Source organism: Halobaculum roseum, assembly GCF_019880245.1.
In the GTDB taxonomy this organism is placed as follows: domain Archaea; phylum Halobacteriota; class Halobacteria; order Halobacteriales; family Haloferacaceae; genus Halobaculum; species Halobaculum roseum.
On sequence record NZ_CP082288.1, the window covers coordinates 324,125 to 336,694 of the forward strand.

Genomic DNA, 12,570 nt, shown 5'->3' on the forward strand with positions numbered 1-12,570 from the left:
ATGACCGAGCACGCACGCTACACGGTCACGGTCGACCGCGACGCCTGCGACGGCGTGTTCGCGTGTCTCGTCCGCGACTCGCGGTTCGTCGAGGACGACGACGGCCTCGCGGGGTTCGACCCCGAGGCCGCGGCGTCGCTGGAGCGCACGGACGCGACGGTGACGGCGACGTTCGCGGACGACCGACGCGGGGACGCCGAGCAGGCGGCCGCCGCCTGTCCGCTGGACGCGATCGCCGTGCGCGACGCCGGCGACGCGGAGGTGGAGCCGTGAGCGACCCCGTCGAGGTCGCCGACTCGGTCGAGGGGGAGCCCCCCAGGCCGGACCCACCGGACGATCTCCTACGGTCGACGCCCGCGACGGCGTACCTGTGGGGACGCGTCGCCGCCGACGGCTCCGTCGCCGACGGGACCGTCACGATCCGCGCTGGCGACGCCGCCGCGGCCGACCGGATCGCGGCGCTGTTCGGGGGCGCCGACACCGACCTGACGAGCGAGGTGACCGAGCGCGAGTACGCCCACAACACGGACGTGACTCGCACGAGCGACGAGTACGTCGTCACGGCGAAAACCCCCGCAGCCGACCGCGCGGCCGCGGCGTTCGGACTCCCGACCGCCGGCGACGAGTCCGGCGGCTACCGCTTTTCGGCGCTCGACGACCATCGCCGGCAGCTCCTTCGTGGCCTCGTCGAGGGCTGCGGCACGGTGTGTTACAAGTCGGACGCGAACGCCGTCGGGATCTCGTTCGTCCACGACGACGAGGCGCTGCTTTCGACCGTCCGCGACCATCTCGACGCCGCGCCCGTCGACGCCCCCTACGGCGACCTGAACGAGTCCTCGTCGGGCGGCTACTGGTTCGGCGTCGCCGACGAGGCCGGCCCCGAACTCGGCGAGTGGCTGTACGAGGGCAGTGTGGAGTCTGGACTGTTCGCTCCCCAGCGCCGACGCAAGACCCGCAGGAGCATCGAGCGCGTCCGGGAGAGCTCCACCGCCGGTGGCGACGAGGGGGTCGCCGGCGACGGAGGGGGAACGTGAGCAGCGAGACCGCCCCAACCCCCTCGACGCTGTCGAACGAGGCGGTGCTGCTCGTGGGGCACGGCTCCCGGCGCGAGAAGTCGAACGAACAGGTGCGCACGCTCGCGGCCGACCTGGAGTCTCGGCTGGGAATCCCGGTCGACGCGGCGTTCCTCGAACTCGCGTCGCCGGCCATCGACGAAGCGGTCGCGGGCCTCGCGGGCGCCGTCTCCCGGGTTTCGGTCGTCCACCTGTCGCTGTTCGCCGCGAGCCACGTGAAAAACGACGTGCCGCTGGCCGTGAAGCGGGCTCGCGCCGACCACCCGGATCTGGAGATCCGAAACGGCGCGCATCTCGGGGTCCATCCGGCGATCCTCGACATGTTGGACGAACGCGCCCGCGCCGTCGAGCGCGAGCTGGGCGTCGACCGCGCGGACGACGAGGTGGCGATCGTGCTGTGCGCCCGCGGCTCCTCTGACCCCGACGCCAACGCGGATGTGCACAAGCTCGCTCGCTTGTTGTACGAGGGACGGGACTTCGACGACGTGCGCGCCACCTTCATCGGCGTGACCGAGCCGACGCTGGACGAGACGCTCCACGCCGTCGCCCGCGAGCGACCCGACGCCGTGGTCGTCCTCCCGTACATGCTCGGCGACGGCGTCCTCACGGGTCGTATCAAGGACGGCGCCGAGGAGTTCGACGACGAGTACCCGTACGTCGCCGCGGCTCCGGGTGAGCCCCTCGGCACGGACCCTCGTCTGCTCGACGTCCTCTCGGACCGCTGGCAGGAGGCGCGTACGGGGAGCGTCGAGATGTCCTGTGACACCTGCAAGTACAAGGTGGAACTCGACGGCTACGAGGCCGACGAGGGCGGCGCGCGGGCGATGCTGCGCGCGCTGACCCACAGCGCGGCTCACGCCGACCGCGAGAACGTCGACGACGATCCGCACGCTCACGACGCCCCCGCCCACCACGTCGCCGTCTGCACGAACCAAACGTGCGCGGCCGACGGTTCGCCGGCGGTCCTCGAGCGACTCCGGCAGGCCGTCCGTGACTCCGACGCCTGCGACGCGTGCGTCACCCGAACATCCTGTCTCGATCAGTGCGGCGACGGCCCGATGGTGGCCGTCTACCCCGACGGCGTCTGGTACGGCGGCGTCGAGGAAGCCGACGCCGACCGCATCGTCTCCTCGCACCTCGACCGCGAGCGCATCGTCTCCGACCTCGTCCACGACACGCTACAATAATGAGCTGCCTCGAACTCGAAGCCCTGCGACTCGGCCTGATGACCGTCCTCGGCACCGACGACCGCGCCGCCCGCGAACACGCCGAGAAGGAACTGGAAGGTGAACTGGAGGGCCCCATCGAGGGCCTCGCGACCGCCGAGACGCTCGACGGCCTCCGGCGACACCTCGACGCCGCGCTCGTCGATCTGGAGGAACAGGTCGCGACCCTCGACGACAACGATCCCGAGGCCGACTACGTCCGCGGGCGGCTCGTCGCCGTCCGCGACGCCGAGCGGAGCCTCGCGCGCCTCGCGACCCACGGCGAGGGCCTGCTCGACGGTCTGGGCGAAACCCACCACGACCTACACGATGCCTTCCCCGTCGAAGATTGACGCGGCCAGCGACGGGCGGGAGTCGCCCGCTCCCGCCGTCGCGGTCGACACCCACGCCGCGGTCTCGCTCGGCGATGTCGATCCCTGCGGTTCGCGCCAGCGGGGTCGGCGCTCGGCGGTCGCGCTGACGGACGACCTGGTCGTCGTCGGGACCACGGACGGCGACCTCCGGGCGTTCGAGCGGGGGGCAGGGAACGGCGACGACGCGGTCGGACCCGAACGCTGGCGCCGCTCAGGCGAGGAGGCGGTCGTCGCGATGACGCCGTTCGACGGCGACGTCCTCGCGGGCACGCGCGGCGAGCGCGGCACGATCGTCCTCATCGACGCCGACGGAACCGAACGCTGGCGCGTCGACGGCGCCGCGGACGTGGGACCGCCGGCGAAGGAAACACGGTTCTGGCTCCCGTTCGTGGCCGCGCTGGCGACCGACGGATCGCGGGCCTACGCGGCCGTCAGGCGCTACGAGCGACGCGACACGGCCGACGACTCGACGGCGGACGACGCCGACGGGGAGGAGGGGGAGGACGGTGAGGACGACGCGGACGGGTCGGACGGACCCGTCCGTCGGTTCGAGAGCGCCGTCTACGCGTTCGATCCCGACGGAACCGTCCGGTGGAAGTACGCCGCACGAGCCTCGCCGATCGCCCTCGCGACCGACGGCGACCGGGTCGCGGTGTCGTACAACCGCTGCCCGGAGCCGGAGGCCCACCGCGACGGGCTGGTCGTCCTCGACGCCGAGCACGGGGACGAGCGGCTCCGATGGGACCCGCGTTACGCGGCGGACGCGGCAGCCCCAGCCGAGGCCGACCGTGCCGTCGGTGACGTGGCGCTGACGCCAGATGGCTACGCCGTCACGAGTCACGCCGACCGGCGTGGGTACCTCCTCGACGGAGATGGATCGGTGACGGCAAGGCTCGACCTGGGCGCGACAGTCGAGCGAGAACCGACGGGCGAGACCGACGACGGGGAGCCCGAGCGGGTGTACGCGTACCCGAACCACGTCATCGCGAACGACGGCGTTGTCGCGTTCGTCCTCGGCAACACCTTCCCGGAGGCCGGCCGCGAGACCGCTGCCCGCCACCCGGCGGAACACACCGCCGTCGGCGTCTCCCCGGACGGGACCGAGCGGTGGCGCGCTTCAGTCGGGGGGTTCGCTCACCAGGTTGCGAGCGCCGACGGAACGCTGGCGGTGCCGACGGCACAGCACTTCCGTGACCGCGACCCGGCCGTCCACGGCGTTCGATTACTCGATCTCGCGGACGGATCGACGACCACGCTTCGGACGGACGGTGTCGCCACGGCGGTCGGGGTTGCCGAAGCGGGGGTCGCCGCCGTCGAGGAGCCGGTCACGTACCACGACGGCGTCGCCGACGGGCACGGGGCCTATCGGCTCCACGGCTGGGGGCGATAGGATGCGGGAGAACAGGGGAGACCCTGAACGCGACGTTCGCGGGAGCACGCCGGGGGCGTCAGTCCCGTCCGGCAGCGTCCGCCGCCCGGTCGACACGGTCGGCCGACAGCGCAGACAGCGGGACGCGATCGCCGCCGCAGGCCTCGACCAGCGTCGGCACGACTCCCTCCAGTTCGCCGGCGTCAACCACGAGCGTCCGGTCGACGGCCTCCCGGAGCCGCTCGGCGGCCTCCCGGACCGCTGCGGTCGGCCGCTCGCTCCCGTTCGCACCGCCGTCGGTGACGACGACCGCGAGCGCCGCCTCCGGGTCCGCGCGGACGCACACCTCGGCTGCGGTGCCGAGGCCGGCGGACAGCGGCGTGCGGTCGCCCGTCGGGAGGTCCTTGAGGTGACGGGCCGCTCGCCCCACGTCATCTGTCGGCGGCAGCAACACCTCCGGGGAGTCGCCGGCGACGCCGACGAGCGCGACCGCGTCGCGGTGTTCGTAGGAGTCCCGCAGCAGCTGGACGGCGACGCCCTTCGCCGCCCGCATCGGGCCGCGCATCGACGCCGAGGCGTCGACGACGAAACACACCAGCGTCTCGGCGTCGCCGGCGCGGACCGACCGACGAAGGTCCCGCGACGCCACCCGGTCGCTGCCCCGGCGAGCGGCCGCCCGGACGGACGCGCCGGCGTCGACGCGGTCGCCTGCGGTCGGATCTGCCCGCTCGGTGCGCACCCGCGCGCCGCGGCCGTTCGCGCTCGGCGCGGCGTCGCCTCTGCCGCCGGCGCCGTCGGAACTCTGTTCGGGATCGGTGTCGGGAGCATCGACCTCCGGTGCGGCCGCGTCGCCGACATCCGCCCGGGCCGACCCGGGAACGATCGGCGTCGCCTCCTCCGCGCTCTCGTCCCCGTCGTCGTCGGCACTCTCGCGGCCGTCCGCGGGTCCCTCGTCGGTGTCCGAAGGGTCGGGCACGTCCGCCGCGGAGGATCCCTCCGTTGCGGAGGCGTCGGCCCGTTCCGGCTCGGATCCCGGGGAGTCGTTCGCGTCGCTGTCCCGTGGCTCACCGTCGCCGGTGTCGGGTCCGTCGAGGTCCGGCGAATCGGCGTCGCCCGAGTCCGCCTCGCTATCGGATCTGTCGGCGTCTCCCCCCGAACCGTCACCATCCCGCCCCTGATCGTCGCCGTCGCCGAGGCTGTCGTCGATCAGCTCCTCGGCGTCGGGGGCGTCCTCGAAGGGATCGCTCCGCAGACGGTGGGGGAGCGCCCACGAGAGCGCCGTCCGGATATCGCCCTCGATGACGTGGGAACGCTCGTCGAGCGCAGCCAGCGCCCGAGCGCACCGCGCGGCCGCGATGTCGCCCCGGTGACCGTCGAGCCCGGCGTCGCGACACGTCTCGACGATCCGGCGGACGAACGAATCCGGGAGGTCCACCGTCGGAAGCCGTTCGCGGGTCCCGGCCACGGCCGCCACGGGGTCCCGGATCGTCACGTCGGGTGTCGTCCCGTCGGATGCCGGCCCGTCCCCGTCGGGCCCCGAGGCGTCCTCGGCCCCGTTGTCGACGCCGAGCGCCCGGTCCACGACGGCGACGCGGTCCGCGGTGTCGCGCAGGCCGGTCACCTCGACGGCGAGGTCGAACCGGTCGCGCAGTTGGGGTCGGAGGTCTCCCTCCTCGGGGTTCATCGTCCCGACGAGGGTGAACTCCGCCGGGTGGCTCCGCGAGACGCCGTCGCGCTCGACGGTGTTGACGCCGGAGGCGGCGGCGTCCAGCAGCACGTCGACGAGGTGGTCGTCGAGGAGGTTCACCTCGTCGACGAACAGCACGCCGCGGTTGGCGCGCGCGAGCAGTCCGGGCTCGAACGACGCCTCGCCGTCGAGGGCGTCCGCGACCGACAACGAGCCGACGACGGCCTCGCGGGTCGCACCCAGCGGCAGCGTGACGAACGGCGCCGGACGCGTCGCGACGGGCACGCTCGCGCGCCGGCGACACTCGGGGCACTGCCTGGAGCGGTCATTCGGGGGGCAGCCGAACGGGCAGTCGGCGGCGACGCGTCGCTCGGGGAGCGCCCCAGCCAGCGCGCGCGCCAACGTCGACTTCCCAGTCCCCTTCTCGCCGCGCACGAGCAGACCCGACAGGGCGTCGTGCGCGCCGACGGTCACCAGCGCCCGCTTCAGCTCCGCCTGCCCGACCACGTCGCCGAACGCGGCGTCGGGCGTCGACGGCCCGGTTGCACGGCCTTCATCAAACACACTTGCAGTACCACAACGAGGATTTAGAAACCTTATGACGACGATCGGACTGTACACGGCGACGGAGAACGAACTCGGCGCGGTGGCGACGGCCGTCGACGAGACGGCCGTGTCGCTGGCGGCGCGCTCGAAGAGCGACCTGAGCGATCCCACGGACGTGGACGCCTTCTGCGACGACCTGGAGGCGGCTGACGCGGCAGCGGTCGTCCTTTGGCTCCACGGTGGGGTCGACAGCATGCCCGGCTACGAGCGGGCGCTCGACCGCCTCGGCGACGCGGGGATCCCGGTCGTGGTTCACTCGACCGGCGACGCGTTCGCCGCCGAGGATACGACGGCAGACCCGAGGACCGCCGGGCGGGTTCGCGAGTACCTCGAACGCGGGGGCGCGGCCAACGCCGCCAACCTCCTGCGGTACCTCGCGGACACGTACGGCGACCCCGACGACATCCCGCCCGAGGGCTACGAGTACGATGATCCTGTCGCATTACCCTCGGAGGGGGTGTACCACCCCGACCATCCGGGTGCGAGCTACGAGGAACTCGTCGCGACGTTCGATCCCGACACGCCGACGGTCGGCGTCTGGTTCTACGAGTCCCATTGGACCCACGAGAACACGCGGTACGTCGACGCGCAGGTGCGTGCGCTGGAGGACCGCGGCGTCGACGCGCTCCCGGTATTCTGCAACCCCGCCGGCGAGGAGGAGGGCTGGGACGCCGAGCGCGTCACCGACGAGTGGCTGCTCGACGCCGACGGCGACCCCGTCGTCGACGCGATGCTCTCGTCGTTCATGTTCGCCCTCTCGATGGACGAGCGCGGCCGCGACGCCGATGACGAGGGTAGCGGCGCCGAGGAGGTGTTCCTCGACCGACTCGGCGTCCCGGTGATCCAGACGGTGACGACGATGCGCTCGCGCTCGCGGTACGCGTCGAGCGACACCGGGGTCATGGGCTTCGAACTGGCGCTGTCGGTCGCGCTACCCGAATTCGACGGCAACGTGATCACCCACCCCATCTCCGGCAAGGAGCGCACGGACGACGAGGCGGGGATCGGCTCGGCGCCGAAACAGCATTTCCCCATCGACGACCGCGTAGAGCACGCCGCGTCGCTGGCGGTCAACTGGGCGCGCCTGCGACACCTCCCGAACGACGAGGCCGACGTGGCGGTCGTGCTCCACAACTATCCACCAAGCGACGACGGCATCGCCACCGCGTTCGGACTCGACACGCCCGAGAGCACGGCGAACCTCCTCGCGGAGCTCGACGAACGCGGGTACGATCTGGGAGAGACCGGGAGCGACGACGGTCCGCCGGCCGACGGCGCGGACCTCATCGACGCGCTCACGGCCCAGCTCACCCTCGACGACCGCTGGGTCGCCCCCGAGGATGTGCGCGAGCTCGCCGTCGACACGGTCGCGCCCGATACCTACCGAGAGTGGTTCGCCGACCTGGACGACGGCTTCCGCGGGAACGTCCGCGAGGAATGGGGCGAGCCCCCGGAGCGCCCGTTCGCGATCCCCGGCGTCGAGTTCGGGAACGTCCTCATTACGGTCCAGCCGCCGCGAGGGTTCGGGATGGACCCCGAGAAGGTGTATCACGACTCGGATCTCCAGCCGCCCCACGACTACGTCGCCTTCTACGGCTGGCTCCGCGAGACGTTCGACGCCGACGCGGTCGTCCACATGGGGACCCACGGGTCGCTGGAGTGGCTTCCGGGCAAGACGGTGGGCCTCGACGGCGAGTCAGCCCCCGACCAACTCGTGGGCGATCTGCCGAACGTCTACCCGTACGTGATCAACAATCCGGGCGAGGGGACGCAGGCGAAGCGCCGGTCGTACGCCGCCGTCGTCGACCACCTCACCCCGCCGATGGCGAACGCCGGCACGTACGACGAGCTCGCCGAGCTGGAGGAACTCGCCGAGCAGTACCGGGAGGCCGGGACGACCGCCGCCCGCGGCGACGAGGGCGAGCGACTCGAACGGCTGATCCGGGAGAACGTGGACGAACTGGATCTGGCCGTCGAACTCGGGGTCGCGGGAACGGTGGACGAGGAGGTGGACGTGCGCGGCCCCGACGAGGCCGGGACGACGCTCGCGGAGGGCGAGGTCGCCGGCGACGACCTCGCCGTCGACGACCTCGTCGAGCGGATCCACGCGTACCTCACCGACGTGAAGACCACCCAGATCCGGATGGGTCTGCACACGCTCGGGGAACCGCCCGCGGGCGACCGGCTCGTGGAGTACCTCGTCGCGCTCACCCGGCTGGAGAACCCCGGCGCGCCGAGCCTCCGCGAGTCCGTCGCGGGTGTCCTCGGGATCGACTACGACCGCATGCGCGAGGAGCCCGGAACGTACGACGATGACCTCGGGATGACGTACGCCGCGGCCGCCGACCGCGTCCACGAGGTTAGCTGTGATCTCGTCCGGACGCTCGCCGAGCACGGGTTCGACGTGCCCGAGTCGGAGCGGGAGGCCGGCCCCGACGACGAGGTCCGCGCCCGAGGCGGGGACGTGGCCCCCGCCGAGGTGAACATGAACCTCCTCGTCGTGGATGTCGACACCGTCGGCGACGCGCGGGCGAAGTCGGGGGCCCACGACGACCTCCGCGAGGTCCTCGCGTACATCTGCGAGGAGGCGGCCCCGCGCGTCGGCGGCGCCCGCGCGGAGGTCGGGAACGTCGCCGACGCGCTCGCGGGCGAGTACGTCCCGCCGGGCGGCAGCGGCGCGCCCACCCGGGGCGGCGTCGACCTGCTCCCGTCGGGTCGCAACTTCTACACGCTGGACCCGCGGAAGGTCCCCGCCCGCGCCGCTTGGGAGGTGGGACACGAGGTCGCCGACGGCGTTCTCGACCGCCATCTCGACGAAGAAGGGGAGTACCCCGAGGAGATCGGCGTCGTCGCGTGGGGCACTCCGACCGTCCGGACGCGCGGGGAGACCATCGCCCAGGTGCTCGCGCTGATGGGTGTCGAGCCGGTCTGGTCGGACGCCGGCCGCGTCGAGGACGTGGAGCCGATCCCGCTGGAGAAACTCGACCGCCCCCGCGTCGACGTGACCACACGCGTCTCGGGGCTGTTCAGGGACGCGTTCCCTGCGGCCGCGGGGGTGATCCACGACGCCGTCGACGCGGTCGTCGACCTCGACGAGCCGCCCGAGATGAACTACGTGAAGAAGCACGTCGAGGAGGAGACCGAGGACCTGGCCGAAGTCGGGGTCGACGACCCCGAGTCGGCCGCCCGCCATCGGGTGTTCACGACGAAGCCGGGCGGCTACGGCGCCGGGACGAACAAGGCGGTCGACGAGGGCAACTGGGAGGACCGCTCGGATCTGGCCGAGGTGTACACGCAGTGGGGCGGCTACGCGCTCGGCAAGCGCGGTTCCGTGAGCGAGGCCCACGACGCGTTCGCCCGACGGCTCTCGGGCGTCGAGGCGACGGTCAAGATCGAGGACACCGACGAGCAGGACGAGTTCGACTCCTCGGACTGGTACGCCTTCCACGGCGGATTCATCACGGCCGTGACCGAGCACGCGGGCACCGAGCCCGCCTCCTACGTCGGCGACTCGGCGGACCCCGACGACGTGCGCGTGTACACAAACGAGGAGAAGGTGCGGAAGACGATGCGCTCGCGCGTCCTGAACCCGCGCTGGCTCGACTCGATGGAGGAGCACGGCTACAAGGGCGCCGGCGACCTCTCGTCCACGGTCGATGTCGTGCTCGGCTGGGACGCGACAACGGGCGTCGTCAGCGACACCCTCTGGGAGGCCGTCGCCGACGCGTACGCCTTCGACGACGAGCGGCGCGAGTGGATGCAGGAGGTGAATCCCTGGGCGGTCGACTCGATCGCGGACACGCTCTTGGAGGCGATCGACCGCGACCTCTGGGACGCCGCCGACGAGACGACCGAACGCCTCCGCGACCTCAAACTCCGCAACGAGGGCGCTATCGAGGAGCGACGCACGGACGACTCGAACGCGCTCGAGGAGTTCGCGGACGACGACTGACGCGTGAGGACGCATGAGAACGCGTGAGGGCCCGCGACGACACACGAACACACACGAGAGAATACGACGATGACCGACACAACCGACGCGACACGGACCGACGGCGAGGGATCGAGCGACGACGAACCGACCGAAAGCGAAGCGTACGCCGACCTCGGCGCGACCACCGAGGCGGCGATGGATATCGCCGAGACGAGCATGGACCGCGTTCACGAACTCGTCCCGCAGGAGACGCTCGCGGACCGCCTGCGGGCGAAGGCGGTCCACGCGACCGGCGACCCGGAGTTCCAGCACCTCGTCCGGTTCACGGGCGCCGACGAGGACGAGCCGGTCCGCGCGGGCGCCCGAGCAGTCCTCGACGAGCGACCGATCGTGACCGACATCACGATGGTCAAGGCCGGGATCACCGGTCGCGGCCACGACTGCGAGGTCCGCAAGGCGATCGGCAACGGAGCGGAGCTTGCCGCCGAGACGGGAATGACACGGACAGCGGCTGCCGTGCTCGAACTCGATCGGGAGGGTGTCTACGAGGAAGCGATCGCGGTCGTCGGAAACGCGCCCACGGCGGCGCTGGCGCTGGCCGACTGCATCGAGGACGGCACCCGGCCGGCCGTCGTCGTCGCGACGCCCGTGGGCTTCGTGAAGGCTGCCGACTCCCGCGAGCGACTCCGGGAGGTGTGTGACGAGTACGGCGTCCCCGCAGTGACGAACGTCGGACGGCGTGGCGGTAGCGGCCTCGCGGCCGGACTGACGAACGAGCTCGTCCACGTCGCCAGCGACGTTCGCGAACGGCAGGTCTCACTGGAGACCTCGGAACGGTCGAGCGGCGAGGGAACGGAGCCGCGAGACGGGGAGGTGGATCTGTGAACGCCCCCGACGAGGACCTGACACTTCCTGACCGCCCAGGGGTCGCAGCGAGCGCGAGTCCGGAGCCTGGGACAATCGCGGGCGGCGACGCGAATCGTCCGGTTCACGCTATCGGGATCGGTCCGGGTAACCCTGATTTCTTCACGCGGCGCGCGGGGGACCTCCTCGCCGAGGCGGACGTGGTAGTAGGGTTCGAGACGGTCGTCGACTACGTGGCCGACGAGACCGACGCCGAACTGCTCAGCTGCGGTTATCGTGACGAACGGGAGGCGCTGGTCCGATTCAGTCGCCGCGTTGCCGACGGCGCCGTCGGTGTCGCCGTCCTGATGGGCGATCCGAACCACTCGGGCTACCAGTTCCTCGGGAAGGTGGAAGCCGCCGTCGATGGTCCTGTTCGCGTCGTTCCGGGAATCTCCTCGGTCCAGATCGCCGCGAGTCGCGCGCGCACCCCACTCGAGGACTCGACGTTCGTCACTCTACATGTTCGCGGGGATGTGACCGCGAGCCTCGACCGCCTGGCCCGCGATGTCGGCGACAGACACCTGATCGTCATCCCCCGCCCCTACGACTGGATGCCGGGCGACGTGGCGGCCCGACTCGTCGATGCCGGCGCCGATCCGGAACTCGACGCGCTCGTCCTCGAACGGCTGACCCATTCGGACGAGTCGGTCACACGGACCGACCTCGGGACGCTGGCGGTCGATGCGGGTGGAGATGGCCCGGAGGACAGCGATTTCTCCGATTTATCGGTCTTGGTCGTACGCAACTGACTGCACAAACGGTACAGGTTCATTCATCGGCATGTTGTTACGCTAGATGTATCTCCCTCACATCGTGTGTTCCGAATTGGAACGGTTAGAGAGGGTGAACCTCCGAATTGTTCGGAGACAGCCTGATACCAGCCTCTGTTCGGAGGTCGTTCGCTCAGCGATAGCATATATCGTTATCTGGTTTATTATTGGTTCATGCTGGTTCGCCGGGGCACGACAACCACGTCTTGACACGAGCTGAGTCGGACATCTGTGAATACCAACTCATGTCTGAATCCATGGATCGGCCACTGCGGTCGTTCCGATGGTATCTCAGACGGCCGTCTTCGCTAGTTCGGTTATCCAATTATTTCTGAGTCGTTCGGGTCGCAACCTCGCGTAGTTCACAGTCAGTCCTGTACGGCTGGCGTTGTCTCCTCGGACGGACACAGTGGTCTAAATCGGAGTTGTGATCTCGAACACCCTCCGGATCGAATCTGCCGCACCGATGTTCAGGGATCTCGTCGTGTCTGGTCCTCGCCCGCGAAAACCACGCCCGTCTCCGATAGTGGGTGCGGGGATCGCGTCCGTTTCGTCTTATGATGCTCGCACCATCACACAATAGCTGAGGCACCTGAGGTAGATATCTTTCCTATCGTTTTGACCAGATAATATTCCTCTGTACACT

The 12,570-nt window shown here is 70.8% G+C and carries 9 protein-coding genes; 8 read left to right on the plus strand and 1 reads right to left on the minus strand.

Going from position 1 to position 12,570, the window contains the following annotated elements; genetic code table 11:
• The 5 genes from K6T36_RS17900 to K6T36_RS17920 are packed head-to-tail and all read left to right on the plus strand — an operon-like array spanning position 1 to position 4,042.
• A complete protein-coding gene (locus K6T36_RS17900; RefSeq protein ID WP_222923806.1) occupies positions 1-273 on the plus strand; it encodes a ferredoxin in 273 nt (90 codons plus the stop codon).
• The gene (locus tag K6T36_RS17905; RefSeq protein WP_222923807.1) at positions 270-1,034 is read left to right on the plus strand and encodes a cobalamin biosynthesis protein; all 765 of its coding nucleotides are present in this window, start codon (positions 270-272) and stop codon (positions 1,032-1,034) included. The genes K6T36_RS17900 and K6T36_RS17905 overlap by 4 nt, the downstream gene beginning before the upstream one ends.
• Positions 1,031-2,260: a CbiX/SirB N-terminal domain-containing protein gene (locus K6T36_RS17910; RefSeq protein WP_222923808.1), complete on the plus strand. Its 1,230-nt coding sequence runs from the start codon at positions 1,031-1,033 to the stop codon at positions 2,258-2,260. The genes K6T36_RS17905 and K6T36_RS17910 overlap by 4 nt, the downstream gene beginning before the upstream one ends.
• Complete coding sequence (locus K6T36_RS17915; RefSeq protein WP_222923809.1) at positions 2,260-2,631, plus strand: DUF3209 family protein; 372 nt, start codon at positions 2,260-2,262, stop codon at positions 2,629-2,631. The genes K6T36_RS17910 and K6T36_RS17915 overlap by 1 nt, the downstream gene beginning before the upstream one ends.
• Positions 2,609-4,042 (plus strand): PQQ-binding-like beta-propeller repeat protein, encoded by a 1,434-nt coding sequence (locus K6T36_RS17920; protein ID WP_225935262.1) that lies wholly within the window; start codon positions 2,609-2,611, stop codon positions 4,040-4,042. Before K6T36_RS17915 ends, K6T36_RS17920 begins: the two co-directional genes overlap by 23 nt.
• 58 nt (positions 4,043-4,100) lie before the next feature.
• Here K6T36_RS17920 and K6T36_RS17925 read toward each other — a convergent pair whose 3' ends face one another.
• The gene (locus tag K6T36_RS17925) at positions 4,101-6,272 is read right to left on the minus strand and encodes an ATP-binding protein (RefSeq protein WP_222923810.1); all 2,172 of its coding nucleotides are present in this window, start codon (positions 6,270-6,272) and stop codon (positions 4,101-4,103) included.
• Between the two features lie 34 nt (positions 6,273-6,306).
• Between K6T36_RS17925 and cobN the strand changes: the two genes are divergently transcribed.
• The 3 genes from cobN (at position 6,307) to K6T36_RS17940 (ending at position 11,903) form a co-directional block, all read left to right on the plus strand.
• A complete protein-coding gene (gene cobN / locus K6T36_RS17930) occupies positions 6,307-10,266 on the plus strand; it encodes a cobaltochelatase subunit CobN (protein WP_222923811.1) in 3,960 nt (1,319 codons plus the stop codon).
• 69 nt (positions 10,267-10,335) lie between these two features.
• Entirely contained in the window at positions 10,336-11,133 is a 798-nt protein-coding gene (locus K6T36_RS17935) for a precorrin-8X methylmutase (RefSeq protein WP_222923812.1), read from the plus strand.
• The gene (locus K6T36_RS17940; RefSeq protein WP_222923813.1) at positions 11,130-11,903 is read left to right on the plus strand and encodes a cobalt-precorrin-7 (C(5))-methyltransferase; all 774 of its coding nucleotides are present in this window, start codon (positions 11,130-11,132) and stop codon (positions 11,901-11,903) included. Before K6T36_RS17935 ends, K6T36_RS17940 begins: the two co-directional genes overlap by 4 nt.
• The last annotated feature ends 667 nt before the right edge of the window (positions 11,904-12,570 follow it).